This is a genomic window from Gimesia aquarii, from assembly GCF_007748195.1.
GTDB classification, from domain to species: Bacteria; Planctomycetota; Planctomycetia; order Planctomycetales; family Planctomycetaceae; genus Gimesia; species Gimesia aquarii.
Genome location: NZ_CP037920.1, coordinates 459074 through 482865 on the forward strand (window position 1 = coordinate 459074; position 23792 = coordinate 482865).

The 23792-nt window shown below is 48.2% G+C and carries 14 protein-coding genes; 8 read left to right on the top strand and 6 right to left on the bottom strand.

Annotated features, from left to right (window positions below; all coding sequences use genetic code 11):
* Positions 1-66: 66 nt before the first annotated feature.
* The gene (locus V144x_RS01875) at positions 67-975 is read right to left on the bottom strand and encodes a DUF1559 domain-containing protein (RefSeq protein WP_144980561.1); all 909 of its coding nucleotides are present in this window, start codon (positions 973-975) and stop codon (positions 67-69) included.
* A 446-nt stretch (positions 976-1421) separates the two neighbouring features.
* Between V144x_RS01875 and V144x_RS01880 the strand changes: the two genes are divergently transcribed.
* Together V144x_RS01880 and hrpA are read left to right on the top strand one after the other, a co-directional pair.
* Entirely contained in the window at positions 1422-2252 is an 831-nt protein-coding gene (locus V144x_RS01880) for a haloacid dehalogenase type II (RefSeq protein ID WP_144980564.1), read from the top strand.
* Between the two features lie 193 nt (positions 2253-2445).
* Positions 2446-6435 (top strand): ATP-dependent RNA helicase HrpA, encoded by a 3990-nt coding sequence (gene hrpA / locus V144x_RS01885; RefSeq protein WP_144980567.1) that lies wholly within the window; start codon positions 2446-2448, stop codon positions 6433-6435.
* 5 nt (positions 6436-6440) lie between these two features.
* Here hrpA and V144x_RS01890 read toward each other — a convergent pair whose 3' ends face one another.
* From V144x_RS01890 to V144x_RS01910, 5 genes are all read right to left on the bottom strand, one after another.
* Positions 6441-9464 (bottom strand): M56 family metallopeptidase, encoded by a 3024-nt coding sequence (locus V144x_RS01890; protein ID WP_144980570.1) that lies wholly within the window; start codon positions 9462-9464, stop codon positions 6441-6443.
* The gene (locus tag V144x_RS01895; protein WP_144980573.1) at positions 9461-9859 is read right to left on the bottom strand and encodes a BlaI/MecI/CopY family transcriptional regulator; all 399 of its coding nucleotides are present in this window, start codon (positions 9857-9859) and stop codon (positions 9461-9463) included. Before V144x_RS01895 ends, V144x_RS01890 begins: the two co-directional genes overlap by 4 nt.
* A gap of 342 nt (positions 9860-10201) precedes the next feature.
* Positions 10202-10555: a hypothetical protein gene (locus V144x_RS01900; protein WP_144980576.1), complete on the bottom strand. Its 354-nt coding sequence runs from the start codon at positions 10553-10555 to the stop codon at positions 10202-10204.
* A 283-nt stretch (positions 10556-10838) separates the two neighbouring features.
* Positions 10839-11180 carry a hypothetical protein gene (locus tag V144x_RS01905; protein WP_144980579.1) on the bottom strand — a complete coding sequence of 114 codons (342 nt, stop codon included), beginning with the start codon at positions 11178-11180 and terminating at the stop codon, positions 10839-10841.
* Positions 11181-11656: 476 nt separating this feature from the next.
* On the bottom strand, positions 11657-11950 hold the full coding sequence (locus V144x_RS01910) for a hypothetical protein (protein ID WP_144980582.1): 294 nt from the start codon (positions 11948-11950) through the stop codon (positions 11657-11659).
* 952 nt (positions 11951-12902) lie between these two features.
* Between V144x_RS01910 and V144x_RS01915 the strand changes: the two genes are divergently transcribed.
* From V144x_RS01915 to V144x_RS28245, 6 genes are all read left to right on the top strand, one after another.
* Positions 12903-14198, top strand: a complete 1296-nt coding sequence (locus V144x_RS01915; RefSeq protein ID WP_144980585.1) for a vitamin K epoxide reductase family protein — start codon at positions 12903-12905, stop codon at positions 14196-14198.
* A 113-nt stretch (positions 14199-14311) separates the two neighbouring features.
* Positions 14312-15337, top strand: coding sequence for an AAA family ATPase (locus tag V144x_RS01920; protein ID WP_144980588.1), 1026 nt, complete (start codon positions 14312-14314; stop codon positions 15335-15337).
* The gene (locus tag V144x_RS01925; protein ID WP_197998720.1) at positions 15327-16310 is read left to right on the top strand and encodes a DUF58 domain-containing protein; all 984 of its coding nucleotides are present in this window, start codon (positions 15327-15329) and stop codon (positions 16308-16310) included. Before V144x_RS01920 ends, V144x_RS01925 begins: the two co-directional genes overlap by 11 nt.
* A 48-nt stretch (positions 16311-16358) precedes the next feature.
* Entirely contained in the window at positions 16359-18497 is a 2139-nt protein-coding gene (locus V144x_RS01930) for a vWA domain-containing protein (RefSeq protein ID WP_144980594.1), read from the top strand.
* 79 nt (positions 18498-18576) lie between these two features.
* On the top strand, positions 18577-20847 hold the full coding sequence (locus tag V144x_RS01935; protein ID WP_144980597.1) for a vWA domain-containing protein: 2271 nt from the start codon (positions 18577-18579) through the stop codon (positions 20845-20847).
* 79 nt (positions 20848-20926) lie between these two features.
* Entirely contained in the window at positions 20927-23782 is a 2856-nt protein-coding gene (locus V144x_RS28245) for an ATP-binding protein (protein ID WP_197998721.1), read from the top strand.
* The last annotated feature ends 10 nt before the right edge of the window (positions 23783-23792 follow it).

Below are 23792 nucleotides of genomic sequence, written 5' to 3' on the forward strand. Positions count from 1 at the left end.
ATAAAACATCCCCGCTGATTACTTGGCGGGGATGTTTTACTTTTTCAGGAAAAGTAGTTTTCCGTTCTAAAATTCTCCAATGACCTGTCCATCGTTGATGACGGCCAGTTTGAAGTAGGTACTTGTAGCTGAAGAAATCGTAGTTGGATTATTGGATGCATCGATATTTTCACTGACGAAGCGAACTCGTCCGTCAGCAAGTAGAAAGTGGGCTCCACCGACGTGCAGACTGGAAGGGCCAAACTGATAACCTGATCCATTAATCATGGACCAGCCCACCCGTGCTTGAATTGTGAAGTTGCGAATATTATCAAAACCATTTGCCGGACAGGGATGTGTCACACCCGCCCAGACGCCACCACGATGGTTGGTACCGTTGCTGTCATTCACGGTGGTCCGTTCCGAAAACGCAATTGTGTTCGAAGTTCCGTCAGTGATGTCGCGAATCTTGACATTACTGTTCTGATAAAACATACCATTCGGTCTGCTGGTACAACGCAAATCCAGGTTCCCGTTAATGCCCAGATAGTTTGAGAGACCGATGGCAACACCATTCACGGGAATATCCGCATTCTGTGACGGATTCGGATCGGCGCTGGATGGACAGAGGTAGGCAGGCAGAATGGTACGAATATCCGCCAGCACTGTGGCATTCGTCACATCCATGGGGCCATTGGGACTCAGTTTATTATATAAAGGAGCCTGATCCATGAAGGGTAGTATGTATGTGGTGGAAAGCCAACCATGATCCAGTAAGAAGCCGGGGGGGAAGATTCGATGGGTCTCATGGTAGTTATGCAAGGCCAGTCCAATTTGTTTCAGGTTATTTTTGCAAGTGCTGCGACGAGCTGCTTCGCGTGCCTGCTGAACTGCCGGCAGTAACAGAGCTATCAGGATGGCGATGATCGCAATCACGACCAATAATTCGATGAGGGTAAAACCACGTTTGACGTAAGTTCTTCTAAATAGGCTCATTATGCATTTCATTTTAATTTAGGGTAAAGTGGGCGAGTAAAAAACGAACACGGAGAAGAGGTTTCGAGTGGTGGATTAAGTTGTGGAGGTATTTAACGCAAATTCCATTTAAGGCATCCTATGTCTTGATTCGAGCAAATTCAACAGTGTTAATGTGGCTTTATGTGCATATGCAGTTCTTTTAATGGAGTTTTAATAATCTCTTCTGGCTGTAATCAATGGGTCCACTTTCACTCTCGATCGTCGCTTCTCAGTCGTCGGAGAGCATTCAAACTAACGGAGGCGAGGAATATTGAAACATGCCCTGACTGCATCTTTTCAGTGGGTGTATAGGAATAACAATTCCATAGACCCTCTGGTTAACATCGAATACACTTTATGAAATGCGGAAACCACTCTGGTTTCCTGAAAAGTTCGATTGAAGTTGCCAGAGAAAGGACGAAGGGATGTCGCCTGGCCAGGAATCCGATCCAGCAGACAGATCTGATAACAGCCGTCGTAATTTTCTGGCGACCAGTGCTGGAGTTGCTGCCGGAATGTTACCCGCATTGGCATCGGCACAGGATCAGCCAGCTTCGCGTGCGAACACGCGGCCGAAATGCCTGTTCTTTGATGTCAATGAAACGCTGCTGGATCTGGAAGCGATGAAACAGAGTGTCGCGCTAGCGCTCAATGGGCGCGCTGATCTGCTGCCACTCTGGTTTACCACCATGCTGCAACATTCTCTGGTCGCGACTGTCGGCGATCATTACAACGACTTCGGCGTGATCGGCGCGGCCACACTACAGATGGTGGCGCGCAACCACGGGATCGAACTTTCTGATGAAGCCGCCAGACAGGCAATTGCCCCCATCCGATCCCTGCCACCACATCCCGATGTCAAACCGGCGCTCGAGCAATTAAAACAGGCCGGATATCGCATCGTAACATTGACCAACTCCTCTCAGGCAGGCGTCGATGCACAGATGAAAAACGCGGGGCTGTTTGATCTATTCGAAACCCGATTGAGTATCGAAGAACTCCAGATGTTCAAACCTCACACTCATGTTTACAAATGGGCGGCCCGAAAAATGAAAGTCCAGCCGGAGGACTGCATGCTGATCGCCGCCCATGGCTGGGACATCGCCGGTGCCCTCTGGGCAGGCTGGCGCGGTGCCTTCGTTTCCAGACCGGGCGCCCAGCTCTATCCACTCGCCAGGTCACCCGAAATCATCGAACCCGATCTGCAAAAGGTCGCCGCACAATTGATACAGTTAGGGACGGATTGTTGCTCGTGATTGAGATAACAAAACTGAACCAACTCAATCAAGATAGCATAAATACAGCCGTCATAATCGCCTCTTTGAACCCGTTTGAACCGGTAATCTCACAAATCTCGCTCTAAACCCTTCGCGCTGCCGAACTTTCGTTTCATAATGCGGGTCCTTATTTCTCCATCTTGTTATGTCTCTTTTGCTTCGATGTTGTCTAATGTCCCGCGGTGATTCTCAATCGGTTTCTGCTGACGCTGGTTCTGCCGGTGAGAGTGTAGATGCTGCGCTGTCGGAACTGCCGGCTTCGATTGAACAGGCGATGGCCGGCGATCAGTTTCGGTTTTCACAACGACTGCGGTCAATTCGACAGGCGAAAAAAAGCAAGAAGCCGTTCGATAAAAATTTGAAGCGGCTGCGCGACGAACTGAAAAAGTCCATGGACCGTCGCGCGGCGCGTTTGAAGCAGTGTCCGCAGATTACCTTTGACAAGAGCCTGCCGATTCATGAAGAATTGGAGACAATCAAACAAACGATTGAAGAGAATCAAGTCGTCATTGTTTGTGGCGAAACCGGGTCGGGAAAATCGACGCAACTTCCCAAGCTCTTGCTGTCAATGGGGCGTGGTATTGGTGGTTTGATTGGTCACACGCAACCCCGCCGCATCGCCGCTCGTTCGGTTTGTGCGCGGATCTCTGAAGAACTGGGACGCGAACAGGGAACCGCCTGCGGCTTTAAGATACGATTCACGGACACCACGAATCCGAATACCTATATTAAGTTGATGACCGACGGGATTCTGCTGGCGGAGACACAGACCGACCGATTCTTGAATCAATACGATACGATTATTATTGACGAAGCCCACGAACGTTCGTTGAACATTGATTTTCTACTCGGGTTTCTGAAACGTCTGCTTCCCAAACGTAAAGACCTGCGGGTGATTATCACCTCTGCCACCATCGACGCAGATCGCTTCAGCGAACATTTTTCGACAAGAGATAAGCCAGCGCCAATCCTGAATGTATCCGGCAGAACGTATCCGGTGGAAATTCGCTATCGTCCTCTTGATGTAGAACCGAAGGCACAAAATCAATCGAAGTCACAGGGGAATGGGGCCGACGAACAATCGTTGCTGGCAGAGGCGGTAAATGAGTTGGCGGCCATTGATGAGGGTGACATTCTGATCTTTGTGCCAACGGAATGGGATATCCGCGAGACGGCTAAGCTTCTGCGGGGGCGTTCAATCATTGGCGACGATGGGGCACGCCAAACAGAAATCGTGCCCTTATATGGCAGGCTGTCGACGGCGGAACAGAACAAGGTCTTCCGCCCCTCTTCGTATCGGCGGATTGTAATCGCGACCAACGTTGCCGAATCGTCGATCACAGTGCCCGGCATTCGGTATGTGATTGATACCGGCTTGGCGCGCATCAGTCGTTATTCGAGTCGCTCGCAAGTGCAGCGTCTGCCGATAGAAGCGGTCTCGCAAGCGTCAGCGAATCAGCGGGCGGGACGCTGTGGTCGCGTCGCACCTGGGATTTGTATTCGACTCTATAGTGAAACCGACTTTAACAGCCGCGACGAATTTACTCCACCGGAAATTCTGCGAACCAATCTGGCTTCCGTCATTCTGCAGACACTGACGATGAAACTGGGAGCCATTGAAGAGTTTCCCTTTATTGATCCACCCAAACCGGTCGCCATTCGCGATGGTTACAATACGTTATTTGAACTGGGGGCGATTGACTCACATCATCGATTGACTGACATCGGCAGGCAACTGAGTCGCTTACCCGTTGACCCTCGCATTGCCCGGATGATATTAGCGGCTCATGATGAAAATTGTCTACATGAAATCCTGATTATCGCAGCGGCCCTGGAGTTGCAAGACCCGCGCGAGCGACCGATTGACAAACAGCAGGCAGCCGATGAAGCACATTTGCAGTTCCGCGATCCTGATTCTGATTTTCTCAGTTATCTCAAACTCTGGGACTTTTATCACAAGTTGAAAGAGGATCTTTCGCAGAGTCGGCTGCGCAAGGCATGTGTGCAGAATTTTTTGTCCTACAATCGATTGCGGGAGTGGGCGGACATCTTTCGTCAGTTGAGACAGCTGGTGGAAGAGACAGGTTTAAAAATTCATCCTCGCAAGGATGATTCGGCATCCATCCACCGCGCTCTGTTACCCGGATTTCTTTCGAATATCGCCATGCGTTCCGATACGAACGAATACACGGGATCGGGTCAGCAAAAATATTTTCTCTGGCCCGGTTCGGGAGTCTTTGAGAAAAAGCCGAAATGGATTATCTCGGCGGAACTGATTGAGACCAGCAAACGCTATGCACGCACGGTCGCGAAGATTTCACCCAACTGGATCGAACCAGCGGCCGCTCATCTGGTGAAAAAAAGCTGGAGTGATCCACGTTGGAATGGAGACGCTGCCTCGGCAGTCGCAACAGAAAAAGTGACCCTGTTTGGACTGACGATTGTTCCCAGGCGATCGGTGCATTACGGAAAAATTAATCCCGATCAATCACGGACTTTAATGCTGCAATACGGACTCATCGAAGGGGACATCAATCTGAAGATCGATTTTCTGACTCACAATCAGAATTTTCTGGAAGCCCTCGAACAGCAGCAGGCTAAGTCGCGGCGTTACGATTTGATTCCCTCGCAGGAACAGCAGTTTGCGTTTTATGATGAGCGAATCCCCACGGATGTCTTCGATGGTGTCAGTTTAAAAAAGTGGTGGAAGGTCGCCAGCCGCAAAACGCCAACTCTGCTCAACATGCGACTGGAAGACTTCTTCGAAGAACAAGCTCAGGACGTCGACGAAACGGAATTTCCTAATGCACTCAACATGGGAAAAATGCAGTTTCCACTGGAATATCATCTGGAGCCCGGCGCTGAAGAAGATGGTGTTACGGTTTCGATACCGCAGGAGAGTTTGAATCAGCTTTCTCCGCATCGATTGGGGTGGCTGGTGCCCGGTCTGTTGGAAGAAAAAGTCGCCGCGATGATCAAGGCGTTACCGAAGTCGGTACGTCGTATGCTGGTACCGGCTCCAGAAACGGCACGACAGGTGGTTAGCAAGCTGGAGTTCGGCAAGGGGTCGTTTGAAGAGACGGTCGCCGAGATGCTGTCACAGATTTCGGGTGAACCGATCACGGCCGATCAGTTTGAAATTCAGCGTTTGCCGCATCACTTGCAGATGAATATTCGCGTGCTTGATCAGCAGGGTGAAACTATTGCCAGCAAGCGTAACCTGACAGAGTTGCGTCAGAAATTTGGTTCCAAGGCGGCCGACAGTTTTTCTTCGCTTTCCGATGATCACTGGAGTCAGAGTGGATTAACGGACTGGACGTTCGGCGACTTTCCGGCAGAGGTTCAAGTTCAGCACGATCGTCTTTCACTCACCGGTTTTCCGAGTTTACTGGATGAAGGCAAGTCGGTTGCCCTCTGTTTACGCGATGCCCCCGAGCGAGCCGCTTATGAAACACGCTTCGGGCTGAGGCGCCTGTTTGTTCTCGCTGAACATCGTAAGTTGAAATCGCAGGTGGATCACTTGCCCGGCCTAAGTCAGATGGCGCTGTATGCGACTTCTATTGGCGGGATCAATTTCAAAGAACAGTTAATCGAATTGCTGGCGGAACGCACATTATTTGGTCAGAAAGAACGGCTTCCGCGCAGCGAAGCGCAATATCGACAGTTGGTCAAAGAATGGCGTAATCAAATTCCCGTAGCGGCACAAGATTTAGCCAGCCTGTTGCCTGAATTGCTTGAAAAGTATCATCGCATCAAGGTGGCTTTGGATAAAACCAAAGTACCCGCCTGGAATGAACCGTTGCATGATATGCGGGCACAATTGAAAGCGATGATCAACGATCGCTTTCTGGTCAGCACACCTTATCCCTGGTTACAGCAGTTTCCTCGATACCTTGAGGGCATCGAGATTCGCCTGGGAAAACTGGGAGGCGCTGGTCTGAAACGCGATCTCGGTAATATCCGAAGTATTTCACGTTACTTCGAACAATATTCCCAACGTGCCCGACAACACCATGAACGCGAGATTATCGATCCGCAGTTAATTAAATTTCGTTGGATGCTGGAAGAATATCGTATCTCACTCTTTGCGCAGAAACTGGGAACGGCTCTTAAAATATCCCCCAAAATTCTGGACCAGCAATGGGCTGCTGTGCGAGATTGAGTCATTTATTCTTTCTTCACCTTTTCATGGCCTTTACGTTTTTCATTAATGAACTCACGGCGTTTACGAGATGACTCGCGCATCCTGTTCAGTTGCATGCGTTGTTGTTTGGAGAGCGGTCCCAGGCCAAGCTCTCGAATTTCTCCAGGCAACAGGCTGACGGATGCGCCGGGTATCGAGAAGCTTCCCCCGTCCTGACCGCTAAAACTACGAGAGATCGTTGTTCGATTGATCGGTGGAATCTGTTGATACTGAAAGCCCTCTGCTTGAACCGATTTGGGCAGGTCGCTCCAATATTGGTTAAAGATGATTTCCGGCCAGGCTTCTGTTGCCTCTATTTGTGTCCTGAGAGACACGGTTTGTGTTTCGTTCGGCACTTCATCTATATTTGTTTTTAATCCCGACCAGGGCAACAGCTTGAGTTTTTTGTCTGGCTGAATCCAATCGCTTCTGTTGAGAGAAAAACCTTCTTTGGGATGTAAGGCAACGATGTAATACCACGGGTTCTTTGGCGGATATAACTCAAACTGACCATTCGAGTCTGAAAGGGTCATAATATGCTCAAGTCGGTTGCGGATTCGTCCCTGTATGAGGGCCATATGATAAGATTTGTAAGAGATCGACTTGTCGACAGGTTTGATCAATACCACTTCGGCCCCTTCCACTGGTTCTCCTTTTGAGTTGAGAATTGTGCCCGTGAATTTCAGGGCAGTATCAGGTCGCAGATCGTCAACCGTTTTAATGTGGTCATATCGAAAATCGGTCCGTGGCCAAAGGCTCCCTTCGCTATGGCCACCGAGTTTAAATTTACGATGCAACTCCCAGATTTTTGCTTTTGTTGTCTTATATAGACCCGCTTCCGTGGCCCCTCTGGTAATGTAAAATGCGGGTCTGACTGATGAGGGATCAGGCATCGCTGCAAATTTCTGTTCGAGTTCTTTCCAAGTGATGATCTGATTTCCATTCAGTAACAAAACATGTTTTGCTACGACGATCGGTAACTTTTCGGGAGAAACATGCTTCACTGGAGTCGGTGTTTCGCTGTTTTCCTGAGTCGTTTTTTTCTCGGATAGCGTGTTAATAGTTTCCGAAGGGTAAAGTGGCAAGTCTTTCAACTCGACCCATTCGAATTCACGTTTCTGGAATTCAAAGTGGTCGAAGTTTTTCAGTTCAAGATTTCTGAAATACCATCTTGTCTGATGAACGGGTGCTGTACCACCTGCGTATTGTTGTGCAGATTTTGAAGCAGTATGAGTTTTACCCTGGGAATCAACGGCGATCACACGAACGTCACTTTTTTGTAAACTGTGTGTCACAACTGTGACGAGCTCTTCTTTTTTAGTGTTAGGATTTTTCTTAATAAATGCTCCCGAAAAAATAATGCCCTGGTTATCTCTTGTAGCGGTAGAACTGGCATTGGAGTTTGCTTCACTGACTGTCGTCCACTGACTACTGGCGACTCCGACACTCAGGTCAAATGATTTCGTTCCTTTGCGAGTGTTGAAGATCTGTGAACGATAGCCAGGTGGGCTTTCCACTCCATCGAGAACGACTTCACCGTTCGCGGATGAACCTGTGTTGAATAGTTTCCATTTGACAGAGGAACCGTCGGGGAGTTCAGAAATTCGAAATACTAGTTGTCTACCAATCTGGTTCTCGCTGACTGCGACTGTAGCTCCTTGTATGTGATAGGGAATAGAAGGTTGTAAAATGCCTTCAGAATTCCACCAGCGCTGTGGTTTTTCGTTATATGTGCCAATCGATAAAACTTCCACTTTACTGCCAAAGGAAAATGGCTTTGTGGATTTGTCAGTGGTTGCGATCTTATTTTTTTGCGGAATAGGTTCTGGAGACTGGTTAACTTTAGCGTAGGTGGACCAGAGTGCGGGGCCACATACAAATAACAAAGCTGTGGCGGCAATTGATAACGCCATGCTGCGAGAAAATCGAATGGGCTCTCGGAGTGGCTCCCCGAAGAGTCTTGCCACGCGACGCCGTACTTCGGATGGGGAGCGGCCACTGGCTGCCAGCGATGCAAGGTCAGGAATGATGACATCGTTGGGTTTTGAAAGTTCAACGACTCTTAACAGAGCCGTCGCGTATTGTACTCGCCGTTCAAGAGGGAGATGAGGTTCTTCCTGGCACGTGATTTCATCACAACAAAATTCACGTAACACGCTGATACGTCGGCTGAGGTACCAGAGGGCCGGATTGAAAAACAGGATGGTCTCTGCGAGCCGTTGCAGTAAATTGACCCACATGTCATAGCGTCTGATGTGAGCTAATTCATGAATCAGAATCATCTCCAGCTCATCCGTTGTCAGACCACTTAGGATGGAAGCCGGCATAAGGATCATTGGCCGAATCAGTCCGATGACGGTTGGGATCATGATTTGCTCAGTATAGGTCAATGTGGGAACGATTTTCATGGACCATTGATTGGCTAAGGATTGCAATGATTCGACAAGCGGTCCTTCTTTGATAACCATTGCTTGCGCACCAAGCTGATTTGCTTTGATCATTGCTAAACCTAATCGTGCCAGCATAATAACGACACCCGCAAGATAGAAGGCAACAACCCAGGGCATGTACTGCAACCATTCGAATAACAGCCCGTTTGATGAATGTGCAGCGAGTGAAGCCTCGCTGGTGGAAGTATTTTCTGTCGGTTTGTTATGTGCCAATGGTAGTCCACTTGCTTGTGATTTTGCGGGAGGAGCCAGGGCTGTCTTGTCAGGTGTCAGTCTAGGTGATGTTACTAGAGAATCTTCAGTTGCTTTTATGCTCACGGTAGATTGTTCAGGGACGTCAACAACATCCAGCACAAGAAACGTGATCGGTATTGCCAGCAGGCCAACAAGCAGCGCTGCTACATTCATGGTATAGCTGGTTTCAACTGTTCGGTTTTTCCAGATCAAGCCGCTGCACCAGACAATGAATAACAGACCCGCCATTTGCCAGACAGAATGTACTAACGTCAGACAAATTCTCGTACTCAATGCAGGATCGATGAAATTTTGCCAGATCATTTCGACTGCTCCTTTGCCTTGCGGGTAATCAGTTTTCGTAGCGCTGCGAGTTCGTTGGTATCGACCTCGGCTGTTTCGAGAAGATTGAGCATCATTGCGGAAGGTGAGCCATCAAATAATCGGGACAATAAATCTCCCATGATGTTGCTCGCAATATTTTCTTTTTGCACCTTTGGTGAGAATAAAAACGACTTACCTTGCTTTTGTCGTTTTAAATATCCTTTTTGGTGCATGATATTGAGGATCGTGATCACAGAACTATGCGCCAAAGGTCGTTGTGCCTCTGATTCCAACTTGGCTCGAACATCGCGAACCGGGAGAGGTGAATCATCCCACAAAATTTTAAGGATCTCGAGTTCAAGTGCTGTGGGGTGTTCTGATACGGGACGAGCCATTGTCTTTTCCTGTGATACTGTGAGGACGGTATGAATCGTCAAAAGGAAGCCCTCACTGGTCGAGTTTCAGCGGTTTCTGAAAAAGAACATTTAATTAATTAGATGAAACTAACATGAATGAAATTCGTTGTCAATAAAATCTTCTAATTAATTAAAAGAATGTTCGTTGAAATGACGCACGGATGTTTCTTTGTCGTCCACTCAATGTAACGATTAAATGGTCCGAGGTTTGAACTCTTGAGACGTCCACTAGGCCTTAAATGAAAAGATCCGGCGTTATTTTGACGTTTATTAATGAAAAGTGGCCGGGTAACTCATCTTACCCGTTCATCCTGTCTTCCTTTAGATGACGTTCGTATCAAGTCGGATAATGAGTTGGTCATTTTCTTTGCATGTCCCAAGTTCTATGACTGTCATGTAGTTAGGGTTCGACTTCAATCTTCGCTGTGCCTCATCGATATCTGAGTCATAATAGTCGTCTCGACACAAGAGTCGTCGAAATATTTGCATTTCCAAGATCGCGCCGCCTTCCCACGTACCATCAAATGGGTCGTTCGTCACATCCTCCCCTCCGTAATCAGTCCAGATCATATCGGATAAGCGTTCAACTTCACGTTTTAACGTAATTTGAGACACGCAATCGCAAATCAATTCATAACAAGTTCGCCATTTTTCGAGTTGTTCTAAACTAGGCAAGGATCTTCCTTTTAGACTGAATAATTCCACTTATGGTGATTATAAGTAATCGTACTTAACTGCTCTATTCTGCCACTAAAGAGGCTCCGTCAGTTGTTAAGTTTATGAAACAGTTATTAAATATGTACCCGAATCAATTGACTGGCTAATACGTGTTACCCGGTCACTTTTTTAAAGAGTATCTCTTGAGTGTCAATTTAGTAATAGGAAAAGATATGATTTGATGGGACAGCGCACGAGTAACGTTGATTTAAAATTCCACCACAACGACAATTTGGACATCTTATTTTTCTTTTCTGTCTGTTGCTGATTTAAGTGACTTCATCAGTTCAGCGTTTGACTCTCTATCCAAGGCAACATTAATCTCATTTTGTGAAACCGGCATTGACTCCGCAAGCTTATTGTCATGAAACACGCGACCACGGATGATAATGCGAATTCCATTAGGGATTGCGAATTTATCCAATTGATTTAAACTTTCACAATAAATATGTGTTCCACATGTGGGACAGGTAACTGACACAAACGAAGCCCCCATTATTTCACCTGTGCGATTTACAGTTCCTTCTATACAAACCCATTTTTCGTCGGTATTTTCTATTTCATGGAAACGATGAGTGTCCACAAAAGCGGCTCCTCTAATTGCAGTTGGTCGTGGTCCATCCGTAATTGATACAAGCTTCTCTCGTTTTGGGGCAGTGACCGGTGTTAGAGTGGGCGACTTTGACTGTGATTGTCCGCAACCAGTAAAGGAAGATACGGTGATCATCAATATGAGACATAGTATTTGATTGGTTGTGTTCATTCATAGTCCTCTCTTTTGTGGACTAACGCGTAGACAGTGAATTAACGTAAGGTATTGTAGCTGTAAGTGTTTCTCGAATATATCACTTCAATCCCAAAAAAGAAAAATGACCGGGTCATGTTCGTTTACCAGGCAAATCACAGTGATCCCATAAATGAAAAGTGTCTGGTAAATCATTATTTACCGCTCACTTTTAACATTCAATAAAAAGCTATAGCATCCAAGCTGCTTATAATATTGCGATTCTCAAATTGGATACACGTGTCTTGCTCAGGCCTGTGGCTCGCGTGCACCATTCATTGTCGCCCGTTGAGAATGTTGGGATCAGCGCCAAGCTCCGCTTCAGTTATCAGCGGCACTTTTGGGTAAGGCAGCAACGGGTTGCTAGCAACGCGATGGTATTTATCAGCGATCAACGATGATGCCTTTGCATAAACCCTATATATTTCGGCGTCATCAGGACGATTTTCGGCGATAGCCTTTTGTTGCTCGTTTTTGTGTTTGACAGAAAGTTGTCGATAGTGAGTACCCCATCCACAACAGAAGTCAGACTTGTTCCATAGTGTGAGTCCGATATAGCTCGCGTACATCACCGCTCCAAAAAGCGTAAGTATAATGACTCGGACTTGAAAGGTTGGCATAAAAAACCTGAGTGAATTATGTCGACTGAATTATCTAAACTGAGAATCCCTATTGTATTCGTTCAGATCTTCTATTGCCATTCAATTACCTCAATTTCCTGTGTCCGGTAAATTATCGGGCGTGTTGAAAAATCCCTACCTTTTACCGGACACTTTTTATGCGCGGCTGGGAGAAACTGTTATCCGAGTAACGAATATTGCCTGGGTATTGATTTTTATTCAGGTCTTAGTCGTATTAAAAACCTGCTGCTTAAATGAGTTAAGCGAATTTTGATTCTCGGGATGAATTTTTCATTCACATGAGAATCGAATTCCGGTAATCGATAGCGTTAATGTAAGCTCTTAGAAAAACGAACCTTTTCTGGCTTGATCCGCCTGTGCGGTTTTGTAACTCGGTTGATTTCACCGAAGCAGTTTTCGCGCAATCAATAACGTCCGTGGTGTTTCGGACTAACCCGCGCCGAATCTTCGCGCCGAAGGGCACAAGCCTAAATGTCAGCTCAATTCGGTTGAGATAGCATGGCTTGATGGGTTTTCAACAACCTTGTTTTATAAGTCAAAAAGCTCTCCAGAATAAATTCACCCTTCGGGTGATAAATGAGAGCCGACTCGAATTTCTGTATTCCGGTTCCTGCCTCCTCAGTCAATTCCGTGCGACATCCGGGAGAATTTTCAAGGATTGTTCGATCTCTATTCGTATTTGTTTTGGGAGATTTGGGAACAGCGACAAATTGTTTCTCTATGTATGTGAATAAAGGTTGTTGTATTCATACAGATCAATGCTTATTGTTGGAGTTAAAGTTTTGCAGTGCGTATAATATAGTGCTATCTCAAAAATACACGATTATTATAAATAGTAAACTGTATATTTCATTATTGAAATTTGGAGGAATCTGGCGAAATGACTGAAGACGTAATTGAGATTCCGTCTGATTCTTCAAGAAAAAAGACATCGCATTGGTTCATCAGATTACCAGCACTGGCGGCAGGTGTCGTAGCGGGCTACCTGTTGTATCTCTCGTTAGCAAACCACGGCCTTCCCGCCGGATGCGGTGAAGGTTCCGGCTGTGAAGAAGTTCTCACCAGTCGCTGGTCACAGGTATTCGGTATCCCGGTGAGTGGTCCGGCTGTTTTGATTTATTTGACTATTATCTCTACAACGTTTTTCATCGGTCCACATACTAAACCTGATTGTGCTTGGAAGGCGCAGTCATTGCTGCTTCTGCTTGCTGCGACTGTGATAATTGCAGCTGTTTGGTTCATCGGATTGCAATTGATTGTTGTTGGTTCGATTTGCCCCTGGTGCATGGCTGATCATACTCTCGGCCTGCTGACCGCAACGGCGATTTTCTGGAAAGTTCCAATTCGGACTGGAAGCGTCTCCGCGGGCGACTCGGCTCCTGCTTCGGCAATTCCTTTCGGGCATATTTTGCGTTTGGGCGGGATAGCTTTTCTGTTGGTTGGCGGGTTGATTGTTTCTCAGGCCTTTGGACCGTATGAAGGGCCGCAGTTACAGCGATTACCTCCGGGAGAAAACGCTGATACCGGACCGGGTGTCGACCGAATGATTTCGATTCTGGACGGAAAGTTGCAGTTTTCTCCACACAAAGCTCCCATGCTTGGTTCCCCGGACGCTCCAAAGTTACTTGTGTTACTGTTCGATTATTGTTGTCCGCATTGTCGGGCGACCCACGGGTATTTGAGGAACGGGATGCAAAGATATGAAGATCAGTTGGGTGTTGTTTTAATGCCGATGCCGCTCAACAGTGAGTGCAATCCATTCTGGGAGCATACAGAATCTCGGTTTGAGAATTCCTGTGAATTGGCAAAGCTGGCTTTGGCGGTTTGGAAAGCCGATCCGTTATCTTTTCACAGTTTCGACGTCTGGTTATTTGAATCCGAAATGCCACGCAATCCGGCTGAGGCACGAAAGAAAGCGGAAGAACTAGTATCACGGGAAGGGTTGCAAAATGCGCTTGCGGATCAGTGGATCGAAGACTGGATTCGACAGGATGTGACCGCCTATCACGACAGCCAGGCGGAGCGGATTCCTGTAATCATATCTCCCGGATTCACTACAATTGTGGGACGAACTGAAAGCCAGGAACAACTTTTTACGCTTCTCGAAAAGGAACTGGGGATTCAACCGGTCAATGAATCAACATTTTCAAACGACAAATTGAAAAAAATAAAATAAACTTTTGATCCGTTTTGATGTAAAAGACATAATGGTTGAGAAAGCAGGTTGATCTGTATTAAATCTCTCTCATGATACTAAGTTAGATACCACAGAAATGGATTGCTGAAATAATGCATAAAGAACTCACTCCACTTCCAGACAACGATCTGGAGCTTCTCGAAAAAGCCCATCAAACATATCGAGAATTGGAAGCGGAAATCGGAAAAGTCATCATTGGTCAGAATGAAACCGTACGCTCGATTCTGACGACCGTGTTCTCCCAGGGGCACACATTAATTATCGGCGTGCCGGGACTGGCAAAGACCCTACTGGTGAAAACATTGTCGCAGGTGTTATCGTGGAGTTTTAAACGTATTCAGTTCACTCCTGATATGATGCCCGCGGACATTATCGGGATGGAGTTGTTGCAGGAAGATCCGACAACGGGTACACGGACGATGAAGTTCGTTAGAGGTCCGTTGTTTGCACATGTTGTCCTGGCGGACGAGATCAACCGGACACCGCCGAAGACACAGTCGGCCTTGTTGGAAGCAATGCAGGAATATAAGGTAACCAGCATGGGCGAGCAGCACCAGTTGCAACGCCCATTTATCGTATTTGCCACACAAAACCCGATCGAACAGGAAGGAACATACCCGCTTCCAGAAGCGCAGCTTGACCGGTTTATGTTCAGTCTATGGATGGAGTACCCTTCAGTGGAGGAAGAGGAAAATATTGTGCTGTCCACGACGGAAGAGCATGAACCGACAGTCCAATCTGTCTGTTCACTGGAGGATGTGAAGTCCTATCAACAACTGGTTCGTCGAGTGCCCGTGTCACGTCATGTCGTGAGTTATGCCGTCGCCTTAGCTCGAAAAACGCGTCCCGAATTACCGGAAGCGGATCAATACGTTCGTGACTACATCTCCTGGGGTGCCGGTCCACGTGCCAGTCAGCACATGATTCTTGGAGCAAAAGCGCTTGCAGTCCTGGATGGAGAGCCGACGGTTTCAGCACAACACATCAGACAGGTCGCTCCTTTAGTGTTACGTCATCGCGTGATGCCTAACTATAACGCGAGTGGCGAGGGAATTGATTCCGATGCCATTGTCCGGCATGTTTTGGATCAGCCAGCGGAGCCGATTTATGTCGAGTAAATCATCCACCCCGCGAACGCAACGATCCAAAAAAATGAACCGTAAATATTTGCGTGTGCAGGATCTGCGCCGGTTCAGTCATCTGACGTTTTCCCCAAGAAAGATCATTGAAGGACAGTATTCGGGGCAGCATGCGACACCGCAGCGCGGCCAAAGCGTCGAGTTTCGCGACTATCGGCAATATATTCCCGGCGACGACGTCGGAAGTATCGATTGGAAGGTGTTCGGGCGCAGCGACAAGCTGTTTATTAAAATGTATGAACATCAGTCGGATCTGAGAGTTAATCTGCTTGTGGATGCCTCGGCGTCGATGGCTTACCACGGTGTGACCGCGCCTCAACAAATCATTCCTTCGCGCCGCTCGAAATCCGCTTCTTCAGTTACAAGCAAGTATGATTATGCGTGTTCTCTGGCTGGTGCGATTGCTTTCCTTCTGATCAAGCAACATGATCGGGTTTCGATTACTTTTGCTCGTGAGGGTCTGAAGAAATTTATGCGCGCCAATAATTCGATGCAGCATCTCTCCGAGATATTGACTTTGATGGAGAGTACCCGCCCACACGGAACCGGAAACCTTCCAGACGCGATTCGAGATCTTGTTGGTAAGGTGGGACGCCGCGATTTGCTGATTGTTTTCAGCGATCTCCTGGATGATCGGAATGAAATAATGAAAGCATTGTCTATGTGTTTGCATCGTGGGGGAGAAGTGATTCTGTTTCACGTTCTGCATGCTGACGAGCTTCGTTTGCCGGATGTTGAGCATGGCGTGTTTATCGATAGTGAATCGGGGGCAAAGCTTCGTCTCAACGTTTCGGATATCCGATCGGCTTACCAAAAGGAGATGAAAGAGTTCCTCGATGGATGGTCAAAAATGGTTAAGTCCAACGCGATTGATTACTCGTTGTGTTCGACCTCTGACCCGTACTGGAAATCTCTCGAGCGTTATTTGACCGGTCGGGCCGCGCGGGTCTGATACCGTTTGAAGGATGACGGGCCGAGTGAAATGTAATGGCAGGGTCTTATGGAGTTTCTTGCATTGATTGAGTTGACAACACCGGCCATGCTGGCCGGTCTCGGATTGCTATCACTACCGTTGATTGCGCATTTGATGAACCGTCACGCTCGCCGGCGTATTGTTTTTCCAACGTTGCAATTTTTGCGAAAGTCGGTGGCAACTCAGTCGAAGTTGTATCGTCTGCGCCGCTGGATTTTACTGGCGCTGCGGAGCCTGACGGTGGCGTTGATTGTGATGGCGTTTTCGCGTCCGGTCTGGCTGGACGCTGACTCAGATCAATTGTCCTCCAGTGATCGGGCAGCCGTTGTGCTTCTGATCGATACCAGTGCATCCACGGCTCAACAGACCGATGGCGTGTCTCTGATTCATAGTCTTCGCGTTTCGGCCGACCGGATCCTGGATTCGCTTAAGATGGAAACGGATGTGGCTAATATCGTTTATGCGGATGCGAAACCCAGTGCCACCTTCCCCCGGCTAAGTCCCAATTTCCCCGTGATGCGCGAGGAACTTAGCAAAATCGAGGCCACCTATGAGCGTGCCGATATGCAAGGTGCCATCGCGCTGGCGGGCGAAATGCTTGCGAAACATGAAGGAGAGCGACGGCTGATGATTTTATCCGATCTCCAGCAAACTAACTGGCAGGACGTTGTGCAGAGCGGAGATGCAGGAAAATCGTTACCTCCCAATACTCGCGTCACGGTCGTTGATGTGGAGGAAGCTCCTACCGAGAATATTTCGCTTTCTGATCCGCATTTTTATCCATCTCAACCACTAATCGGCCAGCGGGTTCAGTTGGTTGTGCATGTGCGAAATTCCTCGAAAAGGCAAAAGCAGGTTCGAATCGATGTCACCGTTGATGCGGTAGAGGTGTCCAACCAGACGGTGACGCTGGCTGCCGGTGAACATCGGGATGTGTTTTTTGAGACCATCCTGGACGGGGACGGCGATCATGAAATCTTGTTTGAGATTCCGGGTGACTCCTTATCGGTGGACAACCGCGCGTATTTGGTGGTTCGGACACGAAATCGACTACCGGTTGTGATTGTGAGTGATGACGATCACAACGAGATAGGAACGGCATCATATTTTCTCTCCCGCGCTTTGGCTCCGCACGATAACAGTCTGAACGACAGGTATGAGATTCGTCATTTCACGAGCCAGAGCTTGGTAAACGCGGAACTTTCCGATGCTGTGGCTGTGTTCGTAGCCTATCTCGGCTCATTGACGGATCGGTCAGCTCGAGGATTGATTTCATACGTAGAAAAGGGAGGTGGTGTTCTGTTCTTTTGTGGAGAAGGAAATGTACAGAAAAATCTGGAGTTGCTGAAGAGAAATACTGAAAATACCGGTATTCTTCCCTGGCAACCGGGTCCGAGGCGAAATTTTGCAAAGCTGGACGACGCGTTGTTTATTACTGCGGGAAAATGGCAGTCTCAATTGCTTCGAGAATTTGACGAGCAAAGCCAGATCGCGATCTCTCAGATTCGATTTCAGAAGAGCTGGTCTGCAAGATTGCCTGCTGCGGATGCGGAAGTTTTGTTGATGTTTTCAGACGATTCTCCTGCCTTGGCGATGCGTCGTCTTGGCGCGGGACGTTTTTTGCTGGCCAACTTCAGCCCGTCGTTGGATTCGAGTGATCTGGCGAAATATGGAGCGTTTGTTGCATTAATACAAATTATCGCCAAGCAGTTGCGCCCGGCGGATAACTCCGTGAGAGAAAACGTGGTTGGAGAAATATATCAGCATCCCGTTCGGCTTCCTCTGGAGATCTCTGGAGGGAATTTGGTGGCCAGCAATCCTGAGGAAAAAGAAATTGCGATCACGACATCGGTGGAAGCGGACCAACTGGCTCTTCGGATTCATCAAACAGAGATTCCCGGTTTCTATCGATTTAAGCTTAAAGGCAAAACTATCGCGAGAGCCTCCTTTAACGTCGATCATCGCGAAGGAGATCTAAGTAGAATTGATAAAAACACGCTGCTGAAAAGTTTTGACGGTGAAGGAACTACTGCCGACATTCAGTCAACGACTGGATGGGAGCCGATGCTGAATTTACGCGGTAGGCCTCTTTGGGGATGGTTTCTGGTTGCCGCGATGTGTGTCGTAGGGATCGAACTGGCGTGCCTGGGGATTTGGAAGCGATAGAGAGTTTTTTGATGATTGTCGTTCCGCTGGAATGCTCTGAGCATTGAATTGAAGAAGGTAAGCTTTTGGAGAGTCGAAGTTGGAAATTGTGATTTGCCAATTAGGAGCAACCGACTGGGTCTGGCAGCCGATGGGTTCGCTTTTGCATATCTATGCAGGTGCGGGCGTGCTGATTGTCCTGGCTCTGTTTGCCTATGCACGGACGATTTGGGAACGTCCGTTTGTCAGCAGCCTGCTGCTGCCGATGCGTATTGCATTTATTGCGGCTTTAGCAATTTTATTAATGGGGCCGAGTATGCTCCCTCCGCAATCGGAAAAAACGATTCGCCCGAAATTGCGCATCCTACTAGATACATCGGAGTCAATGTTGACCGAGGACTGCGAAGGGGTCTCGCGTTTTCAATTTGCGCAGGAGCATGTCGTCAGCGTCTCAAATCTGCGTCCTATTTACCGGGACTTTGATGTAGAGATCAGTGGTTTTGATGAAAAGATTCGGCCTCTGGGAATATCCCGGATGAATCAGGATGCTGATGAAGTTGCGACCGGACGAAGCACGTATCTTTCAGAATGTGTGTCCTCTGCTGTTGTGTCGATTCCCCAGGAAGACAGTGGATCTCTGGTTCTTCTGGTGAGTGATGGTCGCGATTCACGCGATGCACCGATTCAATCGGCAGCGATGCTGGCTAAATCTCGCAACGTACCGATTTATACAACCGCATTGGGAGGTCAGAGTGTGCAGTCTGATGTCGCAGTATTGGCAGTACCGATGCAGGATTACCTGCTGCCCGGAGAACCCGGCGCGATTATGGTAAAGATTTATCAGGCAGGTCTGAGTGGCCGGACGACAAAGTTACGGATTCAAAACGGCAACAAAGAACAGGAGATTCCAATCGCCTTCAATCAGCAGCGGAAGGTCGAATTGCAGTTGCCGATCAAGCAGGATGAACCGGGACGCTATGAGTACAAGATCTCGGTAGCACAGGTGGATGATGAAGTGGAAGTGAATAATAACGAGCAGACCGTTTTCTACGATGTTCAAAAAAGACGCGTTCGCGTGTTGATTCTGGAAGGACAGCCTTTCTGGGACAGTAAATTTCTGGCGCAATCGTTGCGAAAAGATGAGCGAATCGAACTGACTCAAATCACGCAATTATCAACAAAAAAACGTGAGACGATTGTAACGCGCGTGAAGGAGGCGACTCCGGGCGTTCCCGATACCCCCGAGGAATGGGCTGCTTATGACATTATTATTCTGGGACAGGCGATGGAAAATGTACTCGATGAAAAAACAGCGAAACAACTTGTCGACTTTGTTTCAGACCATGGTGGCAATGTGATTTTTGCTCGGGGAATGGCCTACGATCGGGCCACGAATGATGGTCAACAAGTGAAGAATTTTCTGTCAAAACTTGAACCGGTGATGTGGGACGCGGGAGAACTGGAAAATGTTACCATGACATTGACTCCCAGCGGTCGTACAAGCCAATGGTTTTCGACAGCGAAAATGGGAATGGATGTGGATCAGGCTTTGGCGCGATTGCCGGGATTTCAGGTGACCCCCTTGATCAAAAAAGAAAAAGCGGCGACAATTGTTCTCGCTCGAGCATCGACCGGTGGTTCAGCGAAAATCGATGTTTCAGGACAGCCGGCCATTGTGCGCATGCGATACGGACGCGGCTCCGTGGTGGGAGTACTAGGAGACGGGTTGTGGCAATGGAGTTTATTGCCTCCAGAAAAACATGATCTTGTCAGTTTTTACGACACCTTCTGGTCGAACCTTGTTCGCTGGATGGCAATGGGAAGTGACTTCCAACCCGGGCAACAGGTGGCGATGAATTTGAGCCGGACAAGCGTTCGTCTAGGAGACCCATTGATAGTGGAAGTTGTTTATAAGCATACTCCTGCTGCGGGGGCTCATCCAAAGCTGAAACTGACCGATCCGGAATCTGAGACTCGCGTTGTCCCACTGTTTCGTGTGGCCGGAAGAGAGCCGCGTTTTCGAACCGAGCTGAAACCAGACATCGTTGGTGTACATCGGCTTGTTGTGGACGCTCCCGGAATGCAGCCGGCACAACTGGACAACAATTTTAATGTTTACGACATCAATATAGAGCGATTATCCACCGCCGCCAATCCCATGACATTGCAGATTCTTGCTGAGCATTCCGGCGGAAAATTTCTGGAAGCGGATCAGCTGAGTGAATTGTCGGAGCATCTGCTACGTCACCGGTCAGCAGTAATGATTCCTCCGAAGCTCGAATTCATCTGGGATCAGTGGGTCATTATGGTTTTGCTGTTGCTGTGGTGTGGAACAGAATGGTTATTCCGGCGTTCGGCCGGCCTTTTATAGAGATTGAATCAGGATAAAACCTGTGTACAGATAGTGTTTTTAGTGGTACAATGATGCCAGTAGCAAGGAGTCAACTGTGATGAAAGAGGGACACCTCTCTCAGCTGTTGGAAAATACCTCTCAGCTGACAATGTTGGTCGAGATCGGCAGTGCTATCTGTCGGGCTGGTGGCGCCCTTCTGGCCATTGCGATGGTCGCTTTGGGTGTCGATGCACTTTTTGCCCTGACTCCCTGGGGATTGATTTTAGTCGATCTGTTCTTTGTGTGCCTGATCATATCGGCAGGATGTTTTACTCTTCGGCAGGCATGGCGGAATGCGTTTAATGCTCGCCGTGTTGCGCGTCAGATTGAAACGCATCTTGGCGTTGCTAACAGTCGGCTGATCAACTCTGTGGAGTTTCTTGAGAACCCGTCCAACTCATCAAGCCGCGAATTGATTGATCAATCAATTCGGGATGGAGAGGATATGGCCTCATCGCTTTCTTCTTTCGAAGTAGTAAAATTTCGAGGTTTTTTGAAAGCGTGTGGGCTTGCTTTGGGAGCGATTCTGTTTGTCATCGTGACTTTTGCCTCCGCGCCAAGATTAATCGCAATGGTTCTACCTCGTTACCTAGATCCGACCGGTGATCATCCTCCGTTTACGCTTCTGGACTTTGAAGTGACAGTGTCTCCGGAAACCGTTTACCACGGTCGTTCTGCAACGATTTCCGCGAAACTCAGCGGTCCCGAAGCTGTCGATCAGGCGAGTGTTGTCTTTGTGGAAGGGAACAGTCGAAAGCGACTGCCGATGTATCGCAATTCTGCTGGCGAATTCATACTGCCGATCGAGCAGGCGGACAAAACTCAGGAGTTTTATATCGATACTCCGAGTGGTCGAAGCCAGCGACTCACGTTCAGCGTGTTAAAGGTTCCGTATTTTGAATCTGTCAGTGTTCACTACGAATTTCCGAGGTACACCGGCTGGTCGTCTGTCAGTCATGCGCTCGATACACGAGGCATCCGAGGCCTTGAGGGTACGAAAGTGACCCTCTCTGCCACAGGCAACCTCCCTTTGAATTCGGCACAAATGGAACTGTTCGGACCTGAGTCGGAAGATGAAAAAGAAGATCGCATTCCTTATGATACAGTTACTCTCCATCCGACGGAAAAGGATGTCGCAACTGTTTCCGGTTCGTTTCAGCTTCAATCGAGCGGTTGGTATCGTCTGACTCTGGTTGGTGTCAACGGGGCACGCAGTGAAGAACAGTTAGAAGGGAAAATCATATCTGCTCCGGATCGGATGCCGCGGATTTCCTTTCTGGAGCCGGACCCGAACGTGATTGCCGTGGAAGGCTGGAAGATTCCCGTGCTCTTACAGGCGACAGATGATGTAGAAATTGATCGTATCATATTTCTGTGTGGCGTCAACGGCTGGGGACCGGATTCGACGTTGCTGCCGCTGCACAAGGATCAGACGACGATAGCCCGTGCCGATTACGAGTTTGATCTGAAGTCTTTGGGGGCACGAGCCGGTGATATCATCACATATTACGCTTCAGCCTATGATAATCACCCGAGCGGCGAACATGTTTCGGAAACTTCCAGATATGTGATTCAGGTCATTTCTGAAGAAGAATACCGGGAATATGCACGCCAGCAGTATCAGATGGAGCAACTGATTCAAGAGTTTGAAGATTTTCGAACAAGGATGGATGATCTGAAAGAGCAGCGAGAGGAGATTCTGAAAGAATTGAATGAGCTTCAGAAGAAACTCGAAAGTGGTGAGGAAATGAGCGGGGAGGAATTGAATCGCCTGGAGCAGCTTCAGAAAAAATTGGAACAGTTTGCAAAACAGGCTGAAGAACTCTCAAAAAAGATGCAGGAGCGATCCGATGATCCACAATTGTACGATTTGGAACAGCCATATCGCGAGATGTTAAAGACTCTCAGCCAGCAACTGGCGCAACAGTCGGAAAGTGCAAACGAGCTGAAAAAAACAAGTGCGTCCTATGGTAAACAACCGGGAAATACTGAGAAACGGAATGCGTTTCAGCAGGCGGCTGAAAATTTTATGAAAAAAAAGGATCCGTTCGGTAAGAAGACGGAGGAGACTCTGGATGAGACCGAACAGGACCTGGAGAAACTTCGGCTTGCGGACAGTCTGATTGCACAGGCGGAGCGATTACGGGCGGCAATTCTATATCAAAGAGATCTAGCGGATCGTTTGGGAGAATTTCGCGATCGGAAATCCTTCAATCCAGATGAAATGAAGAAAATGCAACGCATGGCCAAAGAGCAGGAATTGCTGCAGCAGGAAATAGAGGAAGTCAAAACCGCTCTGAAGGAAGCAGCCAAAGAAGCTGCGGAGAGCCTTCCGAAAATGTCCGGCAATGCGAAACAAATTTGCGATGCATTGGAAAAGATGCAAGTTGACCAGGATCAGGATGCGGCTGCACGGTCTGCACGAAAGGGTAACGGTCAGCAGGCTTATGATTCGGCAGATGAAGCTGCGAAAAAACTGGAATCACTACTTTCCGATTGCTGTTCTCCCAAGTCGGGGTCGGAGTCGGGTGATTTGGATGGATGCTTAAAGCTGCCCAAACAGAACCTGAAGAATTCACTGGAGCAACTAGCCCAGGGGCGTAAAATTCCCGGTATTGGTCAGAAAGGGAAATCCGGATCGGGATATGCTGGCTCCCGTGCTCAAAGGGCGATTTATGGTCCTTATCAGGCGTCACAGGGGAAAAGTGATGCGCGCCGGGCTGGATGGATGGGCAAACGCGGGCTGGGAGGGCGTGGACTAAGGGGAAGTAACAATGATCCTGTCAGTGCCGAGACCCTCACTCCAAATGACCATCATAAAACACGTGGAGCTTCTGGGAATATGCGTGGTGTACCGGTCGAGTATCGGGATCAGGCTGAAGCCTATTTTAAACGTCTTGAAGAAGGAAATTGAATCTTATAAT

Coding starts and splice junctions, on each gene's coding strand:
- V144x_RS01910 (WP_144980582.1), bottom strand. CDS start 11,950: ATGTACGCGAGCTATATCGGACTCACACTATGGAACAAGTCTGACTTC.
- V144x_RS01880 (WP_144980564.1), top strand. CDS start 1,422: ATGTCGCCTGGCCAGGAATCCGATCCAGCAGACAGATCTGATAACAGC.
- V144x_RS01915 (WP_144980585.1), top strand. CDS start 12,903: ATGACTGAAGACGTAATTGAGATTCCGTCTGATTCTTCAAGAAAAAAG.
- V144x_RS01875 (WP_144980561.1), bottom strand. CDS start 975: ATGAGCCTATTTAGAAGAACTTACGTCAAACGTGGTTTTACCCTCATC.
- V144x_RS01920 (WP_144980588.1), top strand. CDS start 14,312: ATGCATAAAGAACTCACTCCACTTCCAGACAACGATCTGGAGCTTCTC.
- V144x_RS01890 (WP_144980570.1), bottom strand. CDS start 9,464: ATGATCTGGCAAAATTTCATCGATCCTGCATTGAGTACGAGAATTTGT.
- hrpA (WP_144980567.1), top strand. CDS start 2,446: ATGTCCCGCGGTGATTCTCAATCGGTTTCTGCTGACGCTGGTTCTGCC.
- V144x_RS01925 (WP_197998720.1), top strand. CDS start 15,327: ATGTCGAGTAAATCATCCACCCCGCGAACGCAACGATCCAAAAAAATG.
- V144x_RS28245 (WP_197998721.1), top strand. CDS start 20,927: ATGAAAGAGGGACACCTCTCTCAGCTGTTGGAAAATACCTCTCAGCTG.
- V144x_RS01930 (WP_144980594.1), top strand. CDS start 16,359: ATGGAGTTTCTTGCATTGATTGAGTTGACAACACCGGCCATGCTGGCC.
- V144x_RS01895 (WP_144980573.1), bottom strand. CDS start 9,859: ATGGCTCGTCCCGTATCAGAACACCCCACAGCACTTGAACTCGAGATC.